The organism is Leptolyngbya sp. NIES-2104 (assembly GCF_001485215.1).
GTDB lineage: Bacteria > Cyanobacteriota > Cyanobacteriia > Leptolyngbyales > Leptolyngbyaceae > Leptolyngbya.
In genome coordinates this window covers 91,070-115,082 of sequence record NZ_BBWW01000003.1, presented here as the reverse complement: position 1 = coordinate 115,082, position 24,013 = coordinate 91,070, and the positions used below count along the sequence as shown (strand labels likewise).

The 24,013-nt window shown below is 47.5% G+C and carries 25 protein-coding genes and 2 pseudogenes; 1 reads left to right on the top strand and 26 read right to left on the bottom strand.

Annotation, left to right across the window (positions count from 1 at the left end; genetic code table 11):
• Nucleotides 1–14: 14 nt before the first annotated feature.
• The 25 genes and pseudogenes from NIES2104_RS29355 to NIES2104_RS29240 all read right to left on the bottom strand — a co-directional run bounded on the left by NIES2104_RS29355 (nucleotide 15) and on the right by NIES2104_RS29240 (nucleotide 22,450).
• Nucleotides 15–683 carry an NAD(P)H-dependent oxidoreductase gene (locus NIES2104_RS29355; protein ID WP_059002501.1) on the bottom strand — a complete coding sequence of 223 codons (669 nt, stop codon included), beginning with the start codon at nucleotides 681–683 and terminating at the stop codon, nucleotides 15–17.
• Nucleotides 684–805: 122 nt separating this feature from the next.
• Nucleotides 806–1,393 (bottom strand): ester cyclase, encoded by a 588-nt coding sequence (locus NIES2104_RS29350; RefSeq protein ID WP_059002499.1) that lies wholly within the window; start codon nucleotides 1,391–1,393, stop codon nucleotides 806–808.
• 152 nt (nucleotides 1,394–1,545) lie between these two features.
• Nucleotides 1,546–2,274, bottom strand: coding sequence for an alpha/beta fold hydrolase (locus tag NIES2104_RS29345; RefSeq protein ID WP_059002498.1), 729 nt, complete (start codon nucleotides 2,272–2,274; stop codon nucleotides 1,546–1,548).
• A 73-nt stretch (nucleotides 2,275–2,347) separates the two neighbouring features.
• Complete coding sequence (locus NIES2104_RS33665) at nucleotides 2,348–2,665, bottom strand: alpha/beta hydrolase (protein WP_202815254.1); 318 nt, start codon at nucleotides 2,663–2,665, stop codon at nucleotides 2,348–2,350.
• Entirely contained in the window at nucleotides 2,602–3,168 is a 567-nt protein-coding gene (locus NIES2104_RS33660; RefSeq protein WP_202815240.1) for an alpha/beta hydrolase, read from the bottom strand. The genes NIES2104_RS33665 and NIES2104_RS33660 overlap by 64 nt, the downstream gene beginning before the upstream one ends.
• Nucleotides 3,169–3,431: 263 nt before the next feature.
• Complete coding sequence (locus NIES2104_RS29335; protein ID WP_263971077.1) at nucleotides 3,432–4,058, bottom strand: thioredoxin domain-containing protein; 627 nt, start codon at nucleotides 4,056–4,058, stop codon at nucleotides 3,432–3,434.
• 184 nt (nucleotides 4,059–4,242) lie between these two features.
• A complete protein-coding gene (locus NIES2104_RS29330) occupies nucleotides 4,243–4,875 on the bottom strand; it encodes a response regulator transcription factor (protein WP_059002658.1) in 633 nt (210 codons plus the stop codon).
• A 5-nt stretch (nucleotides 4,876–4,880) separates the two neighbouring features.
• Nucleotides 4,881–10,742 carry an AAA family ATPase gene (locus tag NIES2104_RS29325; RefSeq protein WP_059002496.1) on the bottom strand — a complete coding sequence of 1,954 codons (5,862 nt, stop codon included), beginning with the start codon at nucleotides 10,740–10,742 and terminating at the stop codon, nucleotides 4,881–4,883.
• 322 nt (nucleotides 10,743–11,064) lie between these two features.
• The gene (locus tag NIES2104_RS33165) at nucleotides 11,065–11,916 is read right to left on the bottom strand and encodes a chlorophyllase (protein ID WP_225895353.1); all 852 of its coding nucleotides are present in this window, start codon (nucleotides 11,914–11,916) and stop codon (nucleotides 11,065–11,067) included.
• Between the two features lie 117 nt (nucleotides 11,917–12,033).
• A pseudogene (locus NIES2104_RS33160) lies at nucleotides 12,034–13,077 on the bottom strand (ScyD/ScyE family protein); the annotation flags it as partial.
• 98 nt (nucleotides 13,078–13,175) lie between these two features.
• The gene (locus NIES2104_RS29310; RefSeq protein WP_202815239.1) at nucleotides 13,176–14,183 is read right to left on the bottom strand and encodes an alpha/beta fold hydrolase; all 1,008 of its coding nucleotides are present in this window, start codon (nucleotides 14,181–14,183) and stop codon (nucleotides 13,176–13,178) included.
• Nucleotides 14,184–14,293: 110 nt separating this feature from the next.
• Nucleotides 14,294–14,704: a hypothetical protein gene (locus NIES2104_RS29305; protein ID WP_059002491.1), complete on the bottom strand. Its 411-nt coding sequence runs from the start codon at nucleotides 14,702–14,704 to the stop codon at nucleotides 14,294–14,296.
• 352 nt (nucleotides 14,705–15,056) lie between these two features.
• Complete coding sequence (locus NIES2104_RS33655; RefSeq protein ID WP_263971088.1) at nucleotides 15,057–15,380, bottom strand: FAD-dependent oxidoreductase; 324 nt, start codon at nucleotides 15,378–15,380, stop codon at nucleotides 15,057–15,059.
• A 56-nt stretch (nucleotides 15,381–15,436) separates the two neighbouring features.
• Nucleotides 15,437–16,003, bottom strand: coding sequence for an NAD(P)/FAD-dependent oxidoreductase (locus tag NIES2104_RS33650; RefSeq protein ID WP_059002486.1), 567 nt, complete (start codon nucleotides 16,001–16,003; stop codon nucleotides 15,437–15,439).
• A 35-nt stretch (nucleotides 16,004–16,038) separates the two neighbouring features.
• A complete protein-coding gene (locus NIES2104_RS32090) occupies nucleotides 16,039–16,359 on the bottom strand; it encodes a hypothetical protein (RefSeq protein ID WP_156427159.1) in 321 nt (106 codons plus the stop codon).
• A gap of 152 nt (nucleotides 16,360–16,511) precedes the next feature.
• Complete coding sequence (locus NIES2104_RS29285) at nucleotides 16,512–16,991, bottom strand: hypothetical protein (RefSeq protein ID WP_059002483.1); 480 nt, start codon at nucleotides 16,989–16,991, stop codon at nucleotides 16,512–16,514.
• A gap of 57 nt (nucleotides 16,992–17,048) precedes the next feature.
• Nucleotides 17,049–17,738, bottom strand: a complete 690-nt coding sequence (locus NIES2104_RS29280) for an alternative oxidase (protein ID WP_059002481.1) — start codon at nucleotides 17,736–17,738, stop codon at nucleotides 17,049–17,051.
• A gap of 20 nt (nucleotides 17,739–17,758) precedes the next feature.
• Nucleotides 17,759–18,466 carry an alpha/beta fold hydrolase gene (locus NIES2104_RS29275; protein WP_059002479.1) on the bottom strand — a complete coding sequence of 236 codons (708 nt, stop codon included), beginning with the start codon at nucleotides 18,464–18,466 and terminating at the stop codon, nucleotides 17,759–17,761.
• A gap of 51 nt (nucleotides 18,467–18,517) precedes the next feature.
• Nucleotides 18,518–18,988, bottom strand: coding sequence for a cupin domain-containing protein (locus tag NIES2104_RS29270; protein WP_225895346.1), 471 nt, complete (start codon nucleotides 18,986–18,988; stop codon nucleotides 18,518–18,520).
• Between the two features lie 28 nt (nucleotides 18,989–19,016).
• On the bottom strand, nucleotides 19,017–19,658 hold the full coding sequence (locus tag NIES2104_RS29265; RefSeq protein ID WP_059002474.1) for a DUF2808 domain-containing protein: 642 nt from the start codon (nucleotides 19,656–19,658) through the stop codon (nucleotides 19,017–19,019).
• A 244-nt stretch (nucleotides 19,659–19,902) separates the two neighbouring features.
• Nucleotides 19,903–20,658, bottom strand: coding sequence for a glucose 1-dehydrogenase (locus NIES2104_RS29260; protein ID WP_059002472.1), 756 nt, complete (start codon nucleotides 20,656–20,658; stop codon nucleotides 19,903–19,905).
• Nucleotides 20,659–20,678: 20 nt separating this feature from the next.
• On the bottom strand, nucleotides 20,679–21,059 hold the full coding sequence (locus tag NIES2104_RS29255; RefSeq protein ID WP_059002470.1) for a hypothetical protein: 381 nt from the start codon (nucleotides 21,057–21,059) through the stop codon (nucleotides 20,679–20,681).
• Between the two features lie 32 nt (nucleotides 21,060–21,091).
• Nucleotides 21,092–21,667, bottom strand: coding sequence for a BBE domain-containing protein (locus NIES2104_RS29250; RefSeq protein WP_082690180.1), 576 nt, complete (start codon nucleotides 21,665–21,667; stop codon nucleotides 21,092–21,094).
• Nucleotide 21,668: 1 nt separating this feature from the next.
• Nucleotides 21,669–21,872 (bottom strand): hypothetical protein, encoded by a 204-nt coding sequence (locus NIES2104_RS29245; RefSeq protein ID WP_156427158.1) that lies wholly within the window; start codon nucleotides 21,870–21,872, stop codon nucleotides 21,669–21,671.
• A gap of 299 nt (nucleotides 21,873–22,171) precedes the next feature.
• Complete coding sequence (locus NIES2104_RS29240) at nucleotides 22,172–22,450, bottom strand: hypothetical protein (RefSeq protein ID WP_059002467.1); 279 nt, start codon at nucleotides 22,448–22,450, stop codon at nucleotides 22,172–22,174.
• 7 nt (nucleotides 22,451–22,457) lie between these two features.
• Between NIES2104_RS29240 and NIES2104_RS29235 the strand changes: the two are divergent.
• Nucleotides 22,458–23,671, top strand: a pseudogene (locus NIES2104_RS29235) (IS256 family transposase).
• Between the two features lie 20 nt (nucleotides 23,672–23,691).
• Here NIES2104_RS29235 and NIES2104_RS29230 read toward each other — a convergent pair.
• Nucleotides 23,692–23,976 carry a cupin domain-containing protein gene (locus tag NIES2104_RS29230; RefSeq protein WP_202815238.1) on the bottom strand — a complete coding sequence of 95 codons (285 nt, stop codon included), beginning with the start codon at nucleotides 23,974–23,976 and terminating at the stop codon, nucleotides 23,692–23,694.
• Between the last annotated feature and the right edge of the window lie 37 nt (nucleotides 23,977–24,013).

Genomic DNA, 24,013 nt, shown 5'->3' with positions numbered 1-24,013 from the left:
GTCAGAAAGCGGATCTAATACTTACCAACAGCGATCGGCAACTCATTCTCAATAGCTTGCAGCCGTCGAGAAAAATTATCCAAAATTTCCTGGCGAACTTCATCAGTTTGTTGGACGGGGGCATAAATGATATGAGGGGCAAGAACATCAAAACCAGTAAACTGAAAGATGCCACGTTGGATAGGGCGCAGGATAGCCTGGATATCGCCATTGAAGCCATCCTTGAGATAATGCTCCTTTGTTCCGCCTAGCGTCAACGAAAGCATTGCTTTCTTGCCTTGAAACCGTCCTGTTTCATAAATATACCCGCCACCGTACACCCGCCCCATTGCGAAGACGCGATCGACCCATCCCTTCAAAACAGCGGGCACACTAAACCACCATAAAGGAAACTGCCAAATCATCAAATCACACCATTCTAGTTTTTGGAGTTCAATTTCAAGTTCTGGGACAAAACCTTCAACTTCAGTCGCGTACATTTCTTCAATCTGCTGTTTGAAGTAGTTAGGATCTTTCATTGAGGTGAAGTTGCGACGATCGGATACGGGGTCAAACTTCATAGCATAAAGATCGGTACACTGTACATCATGTCCAAGCTTTTGAAGTGTGTCGATCGCCCTCTGAAACAATGCTCCATTGAAACTTTTTGGTTCCGGATGGGCAAAAATAATCAAAACCTTCACGGTGTTTCTCCTGACTTCATCAGAGTAGTTTGAGTAGTAGGGTGGGCATCGCTCACCATTTTGTAAAACCCTTCACATTAAGGTTTTGTGGGCACTGCCCACCCTACTGGCTGGCTTTGAGTTCACTCGATCGCGCGATCGATCAGTGCGTTTGAAGGCAAGCTCGGATCGAGTGCCTTGCGTGCACTTTCAATCCCCGCAACGGGTAACCTACCCGGATCGAGCAAGCCGAGTTGAACCAATACACTCGCCTGATCCCAGTAGAGGTGTTCATGGGCGACCTTGCCATCCCGAAATCGAATAATGGCAACCGTTGGGACTTCAACTCGTTTCCCGGTCGGAGCAACACCGGGTAGCATCCAGTCCATCTGAATCGTATGAGTGAACTTACCCACCATTTCATCGACCAGTTGATCCATCCCGATCGTGCGCGAAATTGGAACTAGCTCGAAGTCTGGCGGGATCTGTGGAATGAAGGATTTGGAATAAAACTCACCCACTGCTGGTTTTCCGACTCCTCCGGTCATGACCGGAATGTGGTTCACGTAAGCATCTTCAACCATCGTCGCGAGAGCATCTTCAGTGCTGTGAGTGGCAAACTCGGACTGTATATGTGCTTCCCAGACTGCTTGCAAGGCTTCCTGGGCAGGTGTCAGGTTAGGATCTGCCTGTCTACTATCTGCTTGATTTACAGTTTGTTCTGTGACCATGTTAATGTAGTCTCCTGATTGGTAGTGTTGACTGTATTGTCTATGCTGGCTTTGTCTACAGCTTACTGAGTTCCAATGCGCCTAAATATCGTTCCATGAGGGACTCCTATTGCTATTCTCGGTTTGTTGGATCGACAGACAGATAAATGTTGCTAGTCACGTCCTGCCACAATAATCTTTTCGGCTAAATCGATCGGGTTAGAAAACATGACCTCATGACTACCGGGCATTTGTAGAAGCCGAAATAGCCCCAAGCGGTTAGACATTCTCGGATGCCAACCCCACTGTTCGCCTTGAGGGAGGACATTATCTTCTGTACAGTAGAGGTAACTTTTAGGAATGGGCAGCGAGTAAAACTGCTTCAAGTCCAACTTGTCAATCCACGGTTGATACGGTTCAGGGGATAGTTGTGCGTAGCTCGATCGAGCCAGTTCGAGGTCAGCATCGTTGAGAAACACTTCTCGCCACATCTCAAAAGGGATAACCATCATCTGATCGTTTGATTCTCTAACTAGCTCGTCGAGTAATGTTTGAAGATGCGGTGGAACGTTATCTCTAAGGCTCTCTCCATCGTTAAGAACAAAGGCATCGAAGAAGATGAGCCGTCGAATGCGATCAGGAATCGCTTCAGCAACTTTCGCAATGATTGTTCCGGCAAAACTATGACCTAAGAGAACAATATCGATTAAGTCTTTGCCAACAATGTAATCGACGATCGATTGCATACATTGAGCATGGTTAACGTTTTTATCTACGCTTTTACCATGTCCCGCGATCGTGGGAGCAAAAGCGTGATGTCCTTTGGCTTCTAGCTGATCGATGACAGATGCCCAAGCAGAACCATCATGCCAGGAGCCATGAACTAAGACAAAAGTTGACATAGAATTGCTCCTTAAAGTGATTCAGCGTTCCAATATGAGAAGATGCTTGTAGCCAGATGCGTTTACGCCTCGTCTATGGCGCGGTTGCAGCACGATCGATGAGCTTAGCAACGGCATCTGCATGGGAAACCATCACGACATGGGACGCGCCATTCACCACAACGGTCTCCTTTGAGTTCGCGCGGTTCGCCATGAAAGACAGTGCCGCTGGAGGAATGTTCAAGTCGCGATCGCCATAAATAAACCAGGACGGGGTAGATTTCCATGCGGGCGCACCGGAGGCTTCATTCAGCGCGGCTTCCGCGATCGGGCGCTGAGTGCTAGCCATCAGTTGCGCGTCGTTAGCGGACACATCCGCAGCAAACTGGGCGTGGAACTTGTTCTGTTGAATGTAGAGGTCTTTGCCGCGATCGGGCAGTTCAACGGGTGGCGCGAGTGTTGGTCCGAGTGTGCTGCCCGGATAACGTCCTGAGAGTTCAATGGCAGTCTCACCCGTATCAGGAGCAAGCCAGCAACGTAGACCAATGCTTTCACGTTCTTGTTGCCATTGACCGCATTGGTAATGACCGCGCCTCCGTAGGAATGTCCGACCAGCACGATCGGACCCTTGATGTCTTTAAGGGCGCTGGCAACATAATCTGCGTCGCTCTTCACGCCGCGCAGAGGATTAGCCACAGCAACCATCGGATAACCTTTCGTGATTAGCTTCGTCAATACACTGTTCCAACTAGCAGACTCGGCGAACGCACCATGAACGAACACGATCGTGGGCTTGTTGACTTGTGCATTTGCAGTACTCATGATAGCTCCTAGAGAAGTGATGGTAAGAGTTCCTAAAAAGAGGGTGACAATCAGAAGCAGGCGGATGCTGTTCCTGAAGTTAAGAATGTTCATCGTGTGATCCTCATTTGGTTGTTGACTCCAGATAATCAGTGTTATCAGCTTGTACTGGATAAGCAAGTTTTCAGCAACTCAGCTACCTCTTGTGCGATCGCAATCAGGGTATGATTCACTGAAGAATCGTGAAGAGAATCAGTCTGAGGTGTACCTTCATGCTCAGAATCATTTCTGCTTTGTACTCGTAAATGCGTCATAGAACTACCTTCAACGAAACTGTTTTCGTCTATTGCCAACGTTGATGAGTTATGGAAAAGAGCTTAGTGACTTTTAGCAACAATGGCTGCCGTCAACTCTGTTATTCTCCAGCGCCCGGTGTATCGAATGTTATTGATAAATAGGGCTGGAGCAGTCGTTATTCCACTGTTTTCAGTATCTTCATTGATGTGATCGATATGCACCTGCTTAGACAACTCTTTAAGAAATTGAGGGATATCAAGCCCTAAATTGTTGGCGTACTCTACGAGATAACCATTTTCTAACTTCTGTTGATGAGCAAACAAAGTGTCGTGCATTAACCAAAACTGTCCTTGAGCAGCGGCGGCTTCGGCAGCTTGAGCGGCCCGTTGAGCTTGGAGATGAATCTGTGCTTGCGGAAAATGACGGACGATCAAGCATAAATAATCTTCTCCAAAAGCAGCACTAAGCTCTCGTTTGATCGCTTTAATCATCTTGTAAACGTCTGCACTGACAGAGCATTGATAATCTCCATACATTACCAGCACCACGTCGGCATTGAGTACGCCTTGCATGTGATCCTGTGTTGAAGCTGGAATAGATAACAAACTACGGTCTCGGTCTTGATTCACTTGAACACCTCTGAGGGAAGCAATGGTAATCGCAAGCAATTCAACCCTCTTTCTGCGATCTAGATCAAGCAAACTCAATGCTGTAACTCAATTGCTATTTGTGTTTGCCTAGAACTAAATATAGGCAATTGCCCTCTCACTTGTCGTCACCTGAGAGTTTCGACTTTTGCAACTCAAGCGAATGATGAATCAGTCCCTCTTCCGATGTCATCATCGCTCCCACTCTGGTGGGTCTCTGGAGTCAAACTAAAGGATGACTCGCTCACAAACTGACAATCCCACGTTTCACCGCAACAATCACAGCTTGAGTGCGATCGCTCACGCCCAACTTACTTAAAATTCGATTCACGTGGGTTTTGACCGTATTCTCGCTGATACTTAAAGCCGTCCCAATCTCCAGATTGCTCATGCCTTGCGCCATTAAGCCCAGTACCGCTAACTCTCGTTCCCTCAGTTCTGGATTGTTCAGGCGCTGCACCAGTTTTGCTCCCACATCGGGTGGAATGTACTGCTGACCCCGCGCCACGATGCGAATCGCATTCAGCACCTCATGCGATTTCGTATCCTTGAGCAGATAGCCTTGAGCGCCAGAGTGCAATCCTCGGTAGATATCTTCATCGCCATCGTAGGTAGTGAGGACGATAATCCGGGCAGGCTTAAATTCAGCACAAATCGCGCGGATCGCTTCCACTCCTCCGACTTCGGGCATTCGTAAATCCATCAGCGTGACATCGGGCTGGTGTTCTCGAAAACGATCGATCGCCTGTTGCCCATTTTCGGCTTCAGCAATCACCATCATTTCTGGGTCGCGGTTGATGATTGTGACCAATCCTTGCCGAACAATCGAATGATCGTCAGCAATGAGAACCCGAATGAGCGTGGAGTGACTGGTCATAATCATTACCCTCGATCGACAATCACAATAATTTCTGTTCCTTGCCCTGGCTGGCTCTCGATCGTCAGATGTGCCCCAATCCGCTCAGCCCGTTCACTCATGCCTATCAATCCAAATCCGCCGCTCATCGGAATGCCAACCACGCCAAAGCCCTGTCCGTCATCTTTGACCTGTAAACGACACTGGACATCTTCATAGACTAACTCAATGCTAATTTCATTGGCATTCGCATACTTGATCGCATTGGTTAGGGCTTCTTGTCCAATCCGGAGCAAGTGATTTTCCACCTCGGCGGGTAAGGAATAGGCGATCCCCTCAACTGAGTAAATGAGAGCCGTATGGGTCGCCACTCGCATTTGGTTCACCAGACGCTCAAAGGCAATCGATAAATCACCGTCTTCGAGCAACTGGGGACGCAGTGCGCTCACGGATCGACGCGCCTCACTCAGTCCGGTGCGGGCTAATTCCTCGATCGTGTCTAAATGAGCAAGGGTTGCTTCTGCATCCTCGACTAGCACTTGAGTGGCTGCATCAACCTGGATGAGAATGCCTGTAAACGCCTGAGCGAGTGTGTCGTGAATCTCGCGTGCCATGCGGTTACGCTCTTCCACAATCGAGGTTGCTTCCGCTTGCTTTTGCAATGTAATATCTCGCGCCAGCCAAATCACTTGCTCGTGCCGAATCGGAGCAATGCGAGCCGAAAACCAGATCTCTCGTCCAGCGATCCACAGACTGTATTCAACGGTGAGTATCTGTTGGGTTTTCACCACCTGCTGAATATAACTCAGGAATTTATCAGCTTCTTCCTTGGCATAAAGTTGATGCAGTGTTTTGCCAATACCCTCCTCCCTACATAACAACTCTCCATAGGATGGATTCCCTTTGATTGCACAGACCAATTGCCCTTCAGTGGTGAAGATGAAAAGCGGGTCGGGAATGGCTGAAAAAAGCGCCCGCAGTTCTGCTTCAGAGGCTTGCAACGCGACTTCTGCTTGTTTGAGATCGGTAATATCCGCAATCACCCCTTCGACGTATCCATCGGCTGCATTCAGATAAGAAGAGGTAAGTCCCCAGAAAACTGTCCCATCTCGTTTTCGCAGTTGTGCTTCATAGCTTCGCAGTTCCCCATCCCGCTTCATCAACTCATGGGCGTGTTGGCGATCGCTGGGATTTACAAAATAGTCGATGCTGTGTTCTAGCCCAATGATCTCCTCTGGTGAATCAAAGCCCAACAGGTTGGCAAGGCGTTGGTTGGCATTGAGAATTAATCCATCCGAGATGCGGTTTCGGAAGATGCCAACCTGTGAGTTTTCAAAGATATTGCGGAACTTGGCTTCACTGCGTTGTAATGCTTGAGTTCGCTCTTCTACTTTCCGTTCCAGTGTTTCGGCATAGTCTTCTAGCTGTTCGTATAGGCAAGCATTTTCCAGCGAAATCGCTGCCTGAACCATCAACAGTTTGAGGACTTGTAAGCGATCGCTAGTAAACACTCCAGGACTAAGATTGTTCTCCAAATAAAGGATACCAATCATCTGACTTTGCTTGAGAATTGGCATACAGAGCAGCGATCGCGTCTGTCGAGTTTGAATATAAGGATCAGTTGAAAAAGACGCTTCGCTGACGGCATCATCCAGTACTAAAGTTGCTTGAGTGCGTTCTACCGTGTGAATGACGGAGAGAGAAATCGTTGCACAGTCAGCAATATTCAGCTTTTCTGAATCACACTGTCTACTGCCGCTGCATTGAGCAACTACCGTAAGTTGAGCATCTTCCAGAACAATCAGAGCGCCCCTTTCGGCTCCTACATTCTCTATTACCACCTGCATCAACGTGGCAATTAATTGATCAAGACGGATTGTTTCTGAGAGGGCTTGAGCCGCTTTCATCACCGCCGTCAAATTGATCGCGCTGTCTAAGCGAGCAGAAGTAGTTCCAGAAGTTGTATGAATTGGCGTGTAGGTCACACCCGATGATTGAGGAAAGAACTGCGGATAGCGAGTTTCTAAGTCTTTAACTTTAGCGATCGCGCCCCATCGTTCATAGCAATAGTGCGCCTCTTTCATATAGGTCTGAGCAAACTTTTCTCGACCTCGCGCCAGATAATGTCTAGCCGCTAATTCATAAGCGAGTGCTTCTTCCTGGATATACTCATTCTCGGCAGCACCTGCGATCGCTTGTTCATAAAACTCTTCAGCTTCAGGAAATTGCCCTAAGACTCGTGCTTTCTCTGCCTCAACCAGATGATATTTATGGAGATAATTCGTTGGAGCATGTTCTGCCCACTTTTGTATCTTTTCTTGGTTGGCACTAACAGAACTTAACCAGGCTGCTTTCTCAGCGTTTGAAGCATCAAGCGATAGGCTCAAAAGCGCTAGAGAATGGTAGAAACAGAATAGGGGTACCATCATTGCCGTTGGCATTTCTACATATTGTCTAGCTAAAACAGCATTTTGTGCAGCTTGGTGATACTCCCCAAACAGATAGCACAACACAATTTTGTATAAGTAAAAGTAGTTTACTCCAGTTCCATCTTTAATAGCAATCATCTGTGGTAGTGCTTCTTCATTGTAGGCACTACCCATTAGGCGACTAGGATTCTTAGACCTACCTAATAGATTAAGAATTGTCTGCCACAACATTGCAGTCCAACTAGAGGGAATTTCTCGTCTGATTTGCCCCATCGCTTTGCTGTAGACTGCCGTTTTTTGTTCTAGTTGAGCGAGTTCCTCGCCAACGAAAAATGAGTGATGACACACCCCAAACGCACCATAGCCAGCGAATTCAAAATCCCCAGTTTCTACTCCATTTTGATAAGCCTCAACTAGCATTGGTATTGTTTCCCTGAGATGTATCTTCCAATGCATGATCAGGAGACCCGACAGTATTAATGCTTTAGCATTACTTTGTCTAATGCTTGATCGTTCCGCTAAACTTAGAGCCAATTTGCCAAATTTATAACCGAGTTCAATATCTTGAATAACTCTGCACAGAACACTTCCGTAAATCGCGTAACTTACCGGTGACCAGACAGCATTGCCATAGCTAATTGACAAATTTACCATTTTGCACGTAATCAGTATCGTCAGTGCTGGCGACACAAAAAATGCAGTAGATATAATGCTTCCTAAGATATAAATTGCTGCCAACGGTCTTGGTGCTGTCATCTTTGGTAGATGAATTAAGTTTGCAATTTCTCGTCCAGCTAATCGTGCAGTCGTCTCCTCCAATTCGCTTTGAACATCTAACTGACTTGGATTTTCTGATAGGATTACTCCTAGAAGCTTTAACACTTCCAGTCCAATTTTAAGCACTTCTTCCAAGTTGCCCTGTGACAAAAACGCTTGAATTCTGCTATCGTAAGCCTGCACTTTGTCGATCGCGGTCTTCGCATTGTTGAGTACTTCTTCTACGAACTGCTCCATTTCATCAAAGCAACCCTGAAGATACGCTGCTCCTGCTGCTTCTGAGTACAGCGCTAAGGTAAGGTCATACTCACTCAGCCAACGGTCTGTATCGAGGAGTTTAAGCCCTGTCGTAAAGTACTGAGAAGCTGCTTCATAAGCCGTTGCTGCTTTTGCTTTCTGTCCTGCGATTAAATTCAGTCTAGCAATCTCAGATCGTTCTGCTCGATTTGTAACCAGCTCAATTCCCCGATCGAGATGATCCACAATGGCAAACAGTCGATCGGATTGTTGCTCTGGTGAAGTTTTCTCTAGTAGATTGCGACCGATTTGGAGATGAACCACTTGTTTCTGCGACTCATCAATCAAGGCATAGGCGGCTTGCTGGACGCGATCGTGCGAAAACTTATATTCCTGTACTAACAAGTTTTCATCTAATTCTGACAGCGGTTGAATTAACCCAGCTTGGACTGCTGCGAGTAAATCTTGAGAAATTGCTTGAGGAGATTTTTCACACACGGTTCCTTCGGAGTCGCGCTCTGCGCTAAGCGTCAATGTCTCTAAATCAAACTCAGATTCAACACAAGCCGCGATCGAGAGAATTTGCTGGGTTGCATCCGACAATTTCTGCAACTGACGCAGCAGCAACTCCACTACATTATCCGTGATCTCTTGAGCTTCAATCTCAGCCAAGTTCCATTGCCAACTCAACTGTTGGGCATCAAAGGTCAACAGATTTTCGTCATCCAGCAGCTTCAAAAATTCACCCACAAAGAAGGGATTGCCCTCAGTCTTACGCGCCACCGTTTGGGCAAGGGAGTGAACCGTTCCAGGAGTGTGATGCAATGTCTCAGCTAACAGGTGACTCAACGATTCTAAGGTTAAGGAAGTCAGATTGATGTGCTGAAGCATTGCTCCCTGGTTTCGCAGGCTCTCTAGGGTCAACATTAAGGGATGCGTCGGAGACACTTCGTTCGCTCGATAAGCTCCGATCAAAAACAGAGATTGAGCTTGCTCGTCAAGTAAGATCAGTTCGATGAACTTCAGCGTCGCGGAATCAATCCACTGGAGATCGTCTAGGAAGATGACGAGGGGATGCTCTTTTGCACAAAACACCCGCACAAACTTTTGAAACGTCAGATTGAAGCGATTCTGCGATTCTGTGGCTCCAACTTCAGGTACGGATGGCTGCTTGCCAATAATGAACTCCACTTCGGGGATGACATCAATGATGACTTGTCCGTTGCTGCCCAAAGCGGTGAGGAGCCGCGATCGCCACTGTTGCAACTGCTCATCCGGTTCTCCCAAGAGTTGCTGTACCAACTTTTGTAGGGCATCGACGATCGCGCTGTAGGGGATATTGCGTCGGAATTGGTCAAATTTACCCCAGATGAAATAGCCCCGCTTTTGAGTGATGGGTTTGTAGAGTTCCTGCACCAATACGGTTTTGCCAACGCCAGCATCACCAGAAACCAGCATCATTTCACGGACTCCCTCACTTCCTGCTACTCGGTTAAACGCCGCTAATAATGCTGCCATCTGGGCTGCGCGTCCATACAGTTTTTGAGGAATGCAAAACTGCTCAGACACATCTTGCACTCCCAATGGCATCGACTCAATTCGACCCACTGCTTCTAGTTGTTGAGCGCAACGTTCGAGATCAGCTTTGATCCCCCAAGCACTCTGATAGCGATCCTCCGCATTTTTCGCCATCAGTTTCAAAATCAGGTCTGAAATGGGTTGGGGAATCCTCGCGTTCAATTCGTGCGGCGGAATCGGGGGTCTCGCAATGTGGCAATGAACTAGCTCCAGAATGTCTTGAGTCGGAAACGGCAACTGTCCCGTTAACAGTTCATAGAAGGTGACACCCAATGAATAAAAATCAGTGCGATAGTCGAGCCTCCGGTTCATCCGCCCGGTTTGCTCTGGGGAAACATAGGCAGGGGTTCCTTCGAGCAGATGCAGATTTTTGAACGTGGGATTCGTTCGGCTGAAGCGAGTGGCGATGCCAAAATCAATCAGTTTGACCACGCCCGTCGTCGGATTCAAGACAATGTTGCCAGGATTGATGTCCTTATGAATGACGTGAGCTGCATGGAGTTTGCCCAGCGTATCGGTCAGCGCGATCGCAATATCCAGAAAAATCGACAACGGCATCGGGCAGAAGTCCGATTGCTGCCGCATCCAGTATTCTAAGGACTCTCCACCAAAGTCTTCTAAGAGAATCACCAGGGTGCGCTGATAGTCTTGCTGGCTGTATGTTTTGACGACACCTTCAAGGTTGAGGGAACGGGTAATTTCATATTCTTGCCGATAGCGAGTTAATTCCTGAAGCGAGGGATAATCCTGCTTGAGAATTTTGGCAATCACAGCGCAATTCTCCCGCTCTCTAGTACCGCGATACACAAGCGTTGCCAAGCTCTCATAGATTTTGCTGTGGAACGTGACTCCAGGCAGGGTAATCATGGAACGCTCCCCCGACGAAGGGTTGTCAGCCGTCCTCCAAAGTATACCGCTTGCCAAACTTCAGAAAATTAAGCTTCTTGTGGATTTTTAAGGGCGTTCCAATGACCACACGATCTCGCGATCGATGCTTCTCCCATTGGAGAGACTTCATCGCCAGTAAAAGGTTGCTTCCTCATCGTGTCTAATTCCTGTATGAAAGGCTCTAACAATCCAAACTTTACTAAGTTCCAATGTTTGACTTTTCAGATTCTTATGGTGCTGGTCAATTTCCTGAAAACAGCGTGACGCAGCCGACAACTTCAACAGATACTTCTCTAAGATTTCATATTCCCGAAGTTTGACTCGTGACATTCACGGTCGGATTAAGGTCGCCGCCTGTCTTGTAGACGTAATCGAACGCGCCTGGGTCGCCGAGTAGATGCGAACACGTACCCGTGCAGCGAAGCTCCCGCAAAAACAATCCACTCCAGCGTCCGCGCTGCGAAGCAGATACCGCAAGGGTCGCTCCGTTGGCAGTGGCTTGATCCAAGGTTGGACAAACAGAATCGCGATCGCTATCCTGATTTGTAATGCCGTAGTGGTTTGCACCTTCAACGGTGATCAACGCTTTCGACGGATCTTGAACCTTGACATAGGTTGATGCAACCTCACCGAGATCAGCCACACCATCGAGCGTTCCCGCAATCAAACCCACGGGAATGTCTTGATTGTCAATCGGTGGAAATACACGGCTACTTGGTGGAGTTTGGAAGTTCGTACCGTAGAAGATTCCTGCTTTCAGTTCAGACGGTCGCGTGTAGTTCCCGGAAGAGACAGCCGGATCATTGATATCTTGAATGGAGGCGAGTCCTGCATATCCCCCAAATGAGTGTCCCAATAGTCCAAGCTTGCTTGTATCTACAATTCCAGAAATGGGTGAATTCGTATCTGTATCTTCGATTCTCATCTGTGCTAGCACATCCGTGACTTGCTGTTGGTCTGCCAGAAATCCGGTGATATATGGTTCTGGAGATCCAGGAGGTGCAGTCAGGGTGCGCTCATTATTAGGAACTACCACCACAAATCCATAGCTTGCGACCTCTTCTGCATAGCTGGAATAGTCCGCTTTATCGACTAAAGCACCTTGTAACATCAGCGCAATCGGGAGTTGATCAGGGTTGGAGTTCGGCAACACCGGGTAGTAAACATCGGCTGGATCACCATCGGCTGAAATTGTTGTAGTGTAGTATTTCACTTGATCACAGATCGGATCAGGATTGAAACTTTTACCTTCTAGGCTCAATCGCAGCACTTCTCCTTGTCCAGCCACAAAACCTTTGTTAGAAACGTAAAGGTCGCCATCAGCACCAATTTCTAAGCCTGTGGGAGAAACAAGATCATCTGTGATTGTCGATCGCATTTGCCCATCGGGAGACAGATAGATCAATGCACCCGCATCCCCTTCATTCAGAAGCCCATTCGCATCATATTCCAGCACATACAAACCTCCAGACTGATCAAAGGCAAGATCCACGATGTTTGTAGATCCGCCTGCATAAACCTCCGGTTGACCTTCTGTATTGATGCGATACACTTGTGCTGTTTCAGGTTGAAATGGAAACCCCGTCAATTCACTCACATACAAAGCACCATCGGGTCCAACGGCGGTTGCGGTCGGAACAGACTGTTGTACGATCGCTTCCCCAGTAAATGGATTTGTCGCTTTCCGCGTTGGCAAAACAGCTTCCAAATTGACTTCACTGCTGAACGCTCGTTGACTGAGCAAATCATTCGCCCCTGCATCGACTACGTAAGCTGTATTATCGTTGATCAACAAGTCATAGAGATTCGTATCGACGTTTTGCCCGTCGGGGTTGTTCGCTTGCTCGTATGCGCCAAAATCCCTTAGTCTTGTCCAAGAGCCACCGTTTTCAAAGCTATCGATCGCAATCAACTAACTAAAATCAGGCACTTGCAGGATTGTATCTCGATTGGCGGGATTGCTGCCAAAACCGACGATCGCATAAGCATTGCCATCGGCATCAAACTCAATATCACTCACCCCTGTTGCATCCGTTCCATTTGGTAGCGCCAGTGAGGGAAGCCCAGTGACGACTCGTTCTGCTACACCGTTTTGAATGCGAGTAATCGCGCCCGTTGCGCCATAGAAAACAGACGCGCCTGGTATGGATGCAGAGGGAAGACTGGCTCCCGTTCCGCCGCGTCCGGTTTCGGCAACATAAAGTGCCCCATCAGGACCAAAGCTGAGCTTTCGTGGACTATCCAGATTCGATGCCACCACTTCAATGTGTGATAGTTTCGGCGTTTCTTGTGATGTTTCTACTGTGTTAGACATGATTTTCTTCCTTTAGTATTGATGCCAAGGATTCGATGCTGTACTTCTTTGCTCAGTCAGTTTTTTCACAACCTATAAAGGCAACCGAAATTCCGCTCTCAAGCTCGCTCTGATACCGCTTGCGACAAAAACTCAGCTAGCAATCGATTGACTTCTGTGGGGCGCTCCTGCTGAATCCAATGCCCGGTCTTGGGCAGCATCACTGCTTTTCTCAGATTCGGCATTGTTGTCTCTAGCTGATTGATCAGATCTTGATTCATCGCCGCAGCGATATCAAATTCTCCTCCGATAAACAAAGCAGGTTGCTGGAGCTTTGCAGCACTCAAAAAGGCAGTGAGTTCCCAATCTCTGTCCAAGTTGCGATATCGAGCTAATCCGCCGCGAAATCCGGTGCGCTCAAACTCGCAAGTGAGAAAATCAAGGTCTCGATCGCTGAACCAATTCGGAAGCTGCTCTGGTTCAGATAAACTGTCCAGAAAGCTCTCTGATTTGTCGAATGACAATCTCCATCTTTTCTCAGGCGGGGCTTCTCCAGAAGCAGAATAAAGCATCATGCGAAGAGATTTACGAACGTCGGCTTCTAGTTCTGCCTCTGCTACCCCTTGTTCTTGAAAGTAGGACACGTATAGCTGTTGCTCACCTGCCATTTGTTTCAAGATTTCTGTTGGAGGTTTGCTATCCCCTGCTCTAGCACGATAAGGAACACTGAGTAAGCCGATCGCGCGAAACAAATCGGGGCGTAACAATGCACAATGCCAAGCTAAAGGCGCACCTTGGTCATGCCCAATGACCATCGCTTGTTCGTGATCCAGTGCGTAAACCAGTCTGACAATATCGCTTGTGAGTTGCAAAATGTTGTATGCTTCAACGGACGTAGGCTGGTCAGTTTGTCCATAGCCTCGTAAATCTGGTGCAACCACGTGAAATCCGGCATCTGCGATCGCACTAATTTGATGTCGCCAAGCATACCAACATTCAGGGAATCCATGACACAGGATCACAAGATTGCCTTGCCCCTGTTCCGCAATGTGCATTTTGATGTTGTTCGTCTCAACGAAGCGATGATTGATCGATTGCATCATTTCCTCCATTCGATGAGTACCCATTAACTTTCCTGTTGCAGAAAATAATGTTTACAGAGTTTGCTTGATTAATCGTGGCGCAAGGCATAGAGGTTTCCTATGAATTCGATGAGGCTCAGTATTCTGACACTGAATCAAATATCGATCGCGCTAAACTCGGAAAGAATTTGCTGGTACTTCCCGCTCACTTGCTCTAAATCATAAGTGGGAATCACAGTCTCAACCTTCAATGCTTTGAGTTGTCCAACACATTCACTGGCTTCAGTTAATTGTTCAGCCGTTTGCAGTTTTGTCGTCACCGTCACTTCTGCCGAACAGACTGCTGCAAAAAGACAGGTAACTTTCCAATTTCGGGCATTGCCGATCGTTCCTGCCATGCCTGCTAAGAGTGCAGCTAGGGCACTGAGAATGATATTGGTTGTAATGTAGCGAGTGTTTTTACGCTTGAGTGTATTCTTCTGTGCTTGTGCTTTTTCAAGGCTACTAGCGATTTGCGATCGCAGCGTATTCAATTGTGTTTCTGAAACAGTAGAGTTGTCATTCATAAGATTCTGCTCAGAACTTGAAGGTTATTTGAAGGGTTGCGGCAGCGATCACAACCACAACCAAGTTACTGAAATGATGGTCATGACTCTTCTCTAACCAATTTAGCTAACAATTTTCTAGTGTTGCCGACACTGAAGTGGGCAGTAAGAGGAAAGAAGCTCATCGTTGACTTCCATTACCGTTTAAATTGTACTAAGTTCTGATGCTTGAGTTCTTTCAGATTCTTACACGTTAATCGGCTTACCGAGTGGGATAAAAAGTACGTCACAGTTTAGTTGCTCAATATCCCGAATGTTCGATGCACCGCCTATCCAGAATATCGAGCGACTGCGGGCATCTTGAAGCAACCTGTTACTGATTCAACAGTGCTAGATTTTCTGCAATCAGTACCTTATTGATGAACACGCCTGCCATTGCTCCCTCTGCGACCACAATACTGATGGATGTGAAAAGAGTGACTGTATCTCCTGCTGCATAAACTCCAGGAACAGATGTTTGTTTCTCTTCACTCACTTGGACTGCACCATTGTCAGCTAGGCTACATCCTAACTGTTTTGCCAAATCGCTATGCTGGCGCAGTTGAGGCTGCACAAAAATCCCGCGTCGAGGAATCACGTCGCCTGTCGTCAGCACAATTCCAGTCAAGGCTCCGTTCTCCTGCTCCAATCGAGCAATCTTATCCTCGCGGAGTTCAATGTCCCAAATCGATAATTGTTCCCGTTGGTCATCCGTTAAGCCGAATCGTCATCTGAGCAGAACACGAGATCACGGCTCCAGCCTGTTAGATGTTGCACCATTTCAAAGCTTGCTTCTCCTTTGCCATAAATTGCTAGCGGTTGATCCCGAACTTCCCAACCGTGGCAGTAAGGACAATGAAATACACAAGTTCCCCAAAGTTCAGCAAAGCCTGCGATCGCTGGTAATTGATCCGTTATCCCAGTTGCTAACAGCAGTTTTCGTGTGATGATTTGTTCACCTGTATCGAGCGTGATTTGAAAGCGATCGAGCTTTTCTGATTGCCCAAAAGCTTTAGCCTCAACCACTTTACCCGTCTTAAATCTGACGGTCTCATATTTCAGCAACTGTTCGCGTCCGAGTTGCAGTAGTTCTGAAGGGGAAATGCCATCTCTGGAGAAAAAGCCGTTTGCTGAATGAGAGACAGCATTGCGCGGTTTGCCAGAGTCGATCACGAGGACTTGCTCCAGAGATCGACCTAAAATCAGTGCAGCACTTAGCCCAGTCGGACCTGCACCCACAATAATCACATCTAAAAGAGCAGACGTAGCGTAAGCATTCATAGTCAACTGAAAAAAAGGTTGAGTCGTTCGGAGATTTAGGCAACGGTTCGGAGATTAGAACTGTCTTTACCTCCAATGGGATTCAAGTCTTCGACAAAGTTGAGTAAGTCCACCATCGTAAAGGTTCCCGCCGTCTTAGCAGGCAGAATCGGCTGCCAATCCGGTTGCTGTCCCAAGAACGATCGCGCATCCTCTTGCAAAATTCCAACCAACACTTCCGCCACTGGATCACGCTTTAGTACTGTGGAATGATCTAGGTAGAATTGGCATCTCCGCCCAACAGTGTGAGCAAAACCAGTAGATTTGGTGGTGCTGAAAATGCCGTAATAGCGGGTAAGAACAGCAAGGGCATTCATACATTAGGATTAACCTGACTAAGCATAGAGAACTGAAAAATGAAGTCGTCGATCGAGTCGAGTAACGTATCGTCTTGTACTACCGCCTTTGAGACCTCCAGGGTGGCTGCGATCGACAAGATTTGCAAAATCAAAGACTGTTGTTGAAACCACTACGGAAAGGCAATCTTGGGATCTGCTGCGTGTCCGAGATAGAGATAGGCAGCCGATCGCAATACAATTTCAGAGTAAAGAATCTTTTGAATCTCCAAGCTGGGGACTCGCTTTGCCGTGAAGTTATACGCCGCGATTTCTCCTTCTAAGCTGAAATCTGTATCGCTTAAGTAGTGGTCGTAGTCGTGCATCCCTTGGAAAATGAAGCCGTAAATCGGGTTGGGATAAAGGATGGAATCATAGCTATCGGCAGCGACCCAAAGTTGCCCGCGCTCAATATCGTCAAACATTTCTTTGGCATCTGCATAACGCATATAGTCTGAGAACTGTAGATTCAGTGGCAATTGCTGAAGTTCTGCCATCAGCCAATCACAGAGTTGCACGATCGCTTCATCAGAAATTTCGGCTGGCTTGCCTTCGAGGTAAAGTTTGGCAAGCTTTTCTACTTGAGTCGTTGGTTTTGTAGCTGTGAGTGTCATTTCTTTACCCTCCGCTGGAATTACGATGACTTTGACAAATGCTTTGAGTCACTGAAATCAATTTGTGTTAGTTGTGCTGGTTGCAACTACTTTTACGGGAGTATGAGGACTTTTGAACGTGAGTCGCGCATCCGGTTGCTGAAGTGCCACCATCGTTTTCACGTGTTCACACTCATCATCCCGAATGTTCACAAATACGTCATAGAGCGTATCGACATGAGGACGGCGAAAGGTAGAATCTGGTGTGGTCTGGAATTCTTCAAACATATATAAATCGCCATCTCGATAGTAATCGATCGCAACTTGGGGAGCAGGTTGTTCTTTCAGTGCTGCTTCATGGTTGTTCAAGTAGTCATCATAGGTGTGATAAGCGTGGCTCTCGATCAGTTCCATCAAGTAATAAGCATATTTGGGTAACACCATGTAGAGTGGCACGACAACCCAGTAGTATGCTACTGCAATGTGTTCTGCTACAAAGCGATCGATCCACAGTCGATTGCCGCCGAGCGATTCCATGATTAATAGATGATGCAGTTCGTTCCAGGTTTCAGCAAAGTGAACTTTTAACCAGTCTGCTTTGCGCCAGTAACCCAGCGTTTCGTACAGATGCAGCACAGATAGGTAGGAGAAGTACGGCACACGCGCGATCGTTTCTAGCACATAAAACCGAGCATAGGAACGATTGCCGTACACCCCATCCACCACGAAAACGAAAAAACTGACGATCGCTCGAATTAAAACTTTCATCTTGTTTTCCTCCAAATCAATTAAACAAGTTGAGATGACTCGACAGCAGAGCTTGCTGCTTCAATAATCAAATTGGCAACCTCTCTGGAATGGGAGATGTACGACACATGGCTGGCTTGAAGCTCAGTTGTCTTAGCACCAATTCGGCTTGCCATGAATTGCTGAAGCTTAGGGTGAATGGCTCGGTCTTCCTGAGCTAAGAGATACCATGAGGGAATAGTCTGCCAAGCTGCGCTTTCCACCGATTGCTCAAACGTGATGCTGGCGGCAGGCTTTTGTGTGACTGCTAGCACCTGTGCTTCGGCTGGCGATACATCGTGAGCAAAGACCTCGTGAAACTTCTTACGATCGATGTAAAGGAAGCCACCTGCATCTGGGACAATTGCTGTGAGCAGTGGAGGGGGCGGATATTTGCTAATTAACTGGCGAATGCTATCGCCTGGTGCCAATGCCCAACCCGCAATGTAAACCAAGGCTTTCACTTGCGGGTTGCCAACTGCTGCGCCTGTGATTACCGCTCCACCGTAGGAGTGACCCACTGCAACAACAGCTCCCGGTTGAGCATCAATCACTCGCTTGGTTATAGCAATATCATCTGGAAGAGAAATCAGCGGATTTTGCACAGCGGTTACGTGATAGCCATCCTGAATCAGCAGTGAGATGACATGCTGCCAGGATGTACCATCTGCCCAGCTACCATGAACCAGAACGATCGAGGGTTTGGACATAGAAATTACTCCTTGAGTTGATGGATGGCTTTGCTGTCTGCAATGGATTTACTAAGCTTTTGTAGCAGCGGAGGGTAAGGTTCCGGGTGGTCCCAAAATCTCGTCGCCAATCTCGGCAGAAATGCGGGAGCTTCGCTGTTGCCAAAGGCAATCGAACAGCGCCATGTCCGGTGTTTCTACCTTATTCTGCGTTCCTGTTGCTTCAATTAACCGAGCAAAAGCACTGGGCGCAGCAAGGATCAATCCACGAGCGGGTTGATCACCAATTGCAGCAACAACGTGAGGTGTACCAACCGGAATCAAGAAGTTTTCACCTGTGGTGAGTACAACCTTGTTCTCACCTGACCAAATCGTGAGTTCTCCTTCCAGCACATAGAGTTGTTCAGAATAGCGCATGTGGCGATAAGGAGGAGTCTGAGACCCAGGTGGAAAGTAACCTTCAATGAGATCGTACTGTCCTCCAGTCGTGGTGCGATCGGCAAGGATGGTGAGGTAAGGACCAAAAAGCCAGAAAGATTGCATGATCAGATCGCTCCTGTAGATTAAAATTTTATCTGCTGTAGAAGTTAATGCGTCGGTAGCCCAAGAACTGACCTAGTGCATTTTCTCCAATTGGATAGACAGTCACTCCAAACTCGTACACTCCGCCCCAACTGGGGTTCCGCTGAACTGCTAGTGCAACTGTGACGGTACTACCAGGTTGCACAGGTTGATCAAAGACAAGCGTTATTTCACCTGGACGAGCGGGTTGTCCACCAGTGCTTGCTAAGCGAATTTCAGACCTACTTGCAAATCGCTCACCGAGAGAAGCTTTACTGTTCCTAACATCAAATTTGGCAACTTCTACATTTTCAGCTTGAGCGATCGTTACAGCTTTAAGCGGTTGTCCAGCATCTTTGGGGACAGTCAATGTGAATTCATAAGTCGAGGATGCAAAGGCTCCGGTTGCAGAGGCAGCAACCCGAAGAATCCGGGGAGGATGACTAAAAAAGGCTTGTTTAGCTTGATTGGATGGTGGCTTGGGCTGGATGGTCTGAAGCTGAGCGGTTTGAAGCCCAGATTGTTCAGCAACCCAATTGTCTGTAGTCAAAGCATGAGTTGCCAATTGCTTATCCGTGCTGGTCGCGTACTGCGTCACAGATACGGCAAGAGTTGCTAAAAGAATACGAACGCTGAGTTTATGGAGTTGCATGGTTAATCTCCTTGAAGTGTTTGAGCTTGGTGATGTGCTTGTTTAAGTTAATTGTTTAGTCAATCAGACCAGAGCGGAATGCTCGAATTGCCGCTTGTGTGCGATCCTCAACACAAAGTTTCTGAAGCAGGTTGTTGTGGACAGGCTTTCACCGTATTCGCAGTAATATAAAGCTTGCAGGCGATCGCTCGATTGATATAGCCATCTACAATCATCTAAAAAACTGCTGACTTGATAGTCTTGATCAGCTTACTGTAAATCCACCGTCAATCACTAAGGGTTGTCCAGTGATGTAGCTGGCAGCATCAGAGCAAAGAAAAACGACAGCTTGAGCAATTTCTTCTACCCGTCCGATGCGCCCCATTGGAACCGTAGATGCGAAATCATCAGCTGTGAGACCCATTCGATCAAGGCTACGATCGAGCGTCTCAGTCGCAGTAGCACCGGGAGTAACCGCATTAATCCGAATGCCCTGCTTGGCATAGTCCAACGCTGCCGCTCGTGTCAATCCCATGACTGCATGTTTACTCGCGACACATGGAGATGCCCCTGGAAACGCAATCAACCCTCCTAACGAGGAGGTATTAACAATCGCCCCAGTTCCTTGAGTCGGCATTTGCTGAATCTCATATTTCATGCACAAGAACAGTCCCCGTGTGTTAATCGCCATCAGTTCGTCAAAATCTTCGATCGATTGCTCGTGCAAGGGTTTTGGAAGTGCCTCTATGCTCGCGTTGTTGAAGGCATAATCGAGCTTTCCAAACTTCTCGACGGTGGTTTGCACAAGTGCTTTTATCTCGGCTTCGTTCGAGACATCCGATCGTACAAATAAACAGTCAACGCCAGCATCTCGTAGCTGAGCTTCCGTTGCTTTACCTTCTGGTTCGCGCCGTCCTGAGAAAACCACCTTAGCTCCTGCAACACCGAATGCTTTAGCGGTTGCCTTGTCAATTCCCGAAGTTGCTCCCGTAATCAAAGTCACTTTATTTTCAAGTTTCATGATGTATTCCTCTTCAATACTTACGTGCTTGAGTACTTGCAAGTGTAGGTTTCGACGAAATGCTCCAGCGGTTGCAGTAGTTTGTTGATCGCTGGATCATCAGATTTAAGGATGCCGCGATCACTACTCCAGCAATGACTCCACCATTCAGAATTGTGATGACAAAGTGCTTGCAGTAACTGCGAATAGGAGCCATCCAATGTCTCGTTCAGGTTAGATTTGCCTGCTAATTCCGGCTTCTGGCACAGCTTGCGAATGGAGAGGCAACAGAGTCGCAGATAGGATGTCATTTTTAGCTGTCGTGGCATCTGGGTCAGTAGCTTAGTTCTTGCATAATCGAGCAAATGAACAATCTCTTTGTCGAGGTCTGTAGAGCAAAATTCAGTGGTTTCAGTTAACATAGTTCAAGCCTTCAGTACATTGCTCCTAATGATTAGGGTGCGATATGCCCGATCGTCGAATCAAAGACATCCTCTGAGTCATACCTCCGTTTCAGGTCAAGCAATCGTTCATAGTTCGACCCGAAAGCGAGCGGAACTTGTTCCTGCTCTTCCTGATCCAAGAGGTTGATATATCCTCCGTTGAAGGCATAAGGTTTAAGTGCCTGTGAGATGTGCTGTGCCCATCGGAGATGCCGCTGCTCGTCGGGAGACTGAGGGTTCCAGGCTGCGATGATCTCCATCATGAGGTGATCCTGACGCAGCGCAAAAGCAGTTTCGGATACACCCACACGACTTGCGACTCCATGAAAGTGATGAATGTTGATCGTCGAAAACAGAGTAGGAAGGGGCAGTCCTTGTTCGATCAGCGTCTCAATCATCTCAGCCTGGAACTCCTTGAACGATCGCGTTTGAATGTAATAGTGGAGACCGTGCGGTGCAAACGCATCAATAGAATGAATCAGTGCATCATACGTGACAGGTTGCACCTGATCGACTAGCAGATTGCCAAAGGTTCGTAAGGGAGCGATAGCTTCGCTACACGGGTACGTGCTCGCTGCCTCACCCATGTCAAGCGCACTCTTGCACAGTCAAACAACGAGCGACCCTTGCGGTATCTGCGGAGCAGCGCGCAGCGGGTTGAGTCTTCGCCCTGCCACTCCAGAGTTGGCGTACCTGTTCATAGGCAGTGTCATCCGGTAGAAAAAGCTGTCCTGTAAGTAGTGCTGCGAGATCTTTGAACAAAGTATTGCTCTGACCATACATTGTTGTCATGATTTCTCCTTTCCATATTGCAGATTGAATAACTCATTGGTATGCAAGTTATCCTTTCTCTTGTTTGTTGAAGAGTTAGTGATGTGAACACTCTGTTGTTTGATTTAAGTCGTCATTCCAAATTCTGAGTAGTTCATCGTTGCGTTGCAAAACCTGATTGAGGATAGTCTCCTCTTCGTGGAAAGTATTGGTAGCAAATAACAGAAGCCAAGCACTTGCATGTTAAGCTTTACCTGACGCTGACTGCATTAGATGGCCATTGCTTGCTAGGGCGCTGCTAACAAGGAAGTTACGTCTTTTCATCGTACTCCAAAGCCGGGGTAGTGCGGCAGTTCTTTGGCGGTTTCTTCCAGCGACAAGAAACGAACACCGTTTGCAGCACCCAAGCGGATAGCATGGTTAGGATCGTCCATCATATAAGTAATCGCCTCAGTGGAAAGATTCATGCTTGTTGCAGGTTCAGCCATTTCAACGAAGTAGCGATCCAGCCCAACCGCGTGTTCACCCACCGGGTTTATAAAATGTTTTGTGTCAAAGGTTCCAAAGTTTGATCTAATAGACCCTTGAACCAAAAACACAACACATATGACATTCCGACCTGAATTGCTCGATGAATTGCTGAAAAACTATCAAAGTCCCGAAGATTTAGTAGGAGAAGGAGGCATTCTCAAACAGCTAACAGCAGCGCTCGTAGAACGTTGTCTAAATGCGGAAATGGAGCACCATTTGGAAGAAGAACGGGCTGAGCTAGTTGAAGAAGATGTCGCTCGTAATCGTCGCAACGGGCATAGCAAAAAGACGATTAAGGGCGAGTTTGGGCAAGCCGAAATCTCGATTCCGCGAGACCGCAATGGCGCATTTGAGCCAGTGATTGTGGCAAAAGGGCAAACCCGATTTGACGGCTTCGATGGCAAGATCTTGTCACTCTATTCACGTGGCATGAGTGTGCGCGATATCCAAGCGCAACTGCAAGATTTATATGGGGTGGACGTGTCTCCTGGCTTGATTTCTAAAGTCACCGATGCGGTGGAAGAAGAACGCAAACTCTGGCAAAATCGCGCCCTTGACCGGGTGTACCCGATTGTCTACTTGGATGCGATTGTGGTCAAAGTGCGGCAAGACGGCAGAGTGATCAACAAAGCGATTCACTTAGCTTTGGGAGTCAATTTGGCGGGCAACAAGGAGCTACTCGGCATGTGGATGACGCAGAACGAATCTGCCAAGTTCTGGTTGTCAATTCTGACTGAGTTGCAGCAACGCGGACTCAAAGATATTTTCATTGCTTGCTGTGACGGGCTGACTGGGTTTCTTGATGCCATCGAAGCGGTGTTTCCCAAAACGCAGGTGCAACTTTGCATTGTGCATATGGTGCGAAATTCGCTCTCCTATGTCTCCTACAAAGACCGCAAACAGGTCGCTGCTGACTTGAGATGATTTATACTTCAGCAACCGAAGAGCAGGCAGAAGAGCAATTGGTGGCATTTGCTGAAAAATGGGACAAGCAGTATCCGATTATCAGTCGCTCTTGGATGAATCACTGGAATCGCGTGATTCCATTCTTTGCTTTCCCAGATGAGATTCGACGTGCCATCTACACCACGAACGCCATTGAATCATTGAACATGACCTTGAGAAAAGTCATCAAAAATCATCGTGCCTTTCCGACCGATGAATCGGCGCTCAAAGTGATCTATTTGGCAATGCACAACGTTGCAAAAAAGTGGACAATGCCAATTCCGAATTGGAAGCCTGCTTTGAATCGATTTGCCATTGAATTTGGCGATCGTTTAAATTGCTAATTTTGAGCTTTGACACAAAACTATTGACATACCCCACCCACCGCTTGAACCAGGATCAATGTTCGGAGGTACGGGGAGCGAATATAAAAAGCGTGCGGCTTGCCTTGAGGTAAGAAGATTGTTTCCCCTGCATGTGCTACTAAAACCTTGTCTTCGCAGTAGAACTCCATCTCGCCCTCAAGCACGTAATACAACTCATGCTCCCAGTCATGGACATGAGGCGGCGGTTCATTGCCAGGTTTCGCCTGGTATTCCATCAGGGCAAAGCGACCTCCAGTGTCCTCGCCTTTGGCAAAGAACGACATGAGACTTCCCATGTAAAACATGGACGAGTCGAGCGTA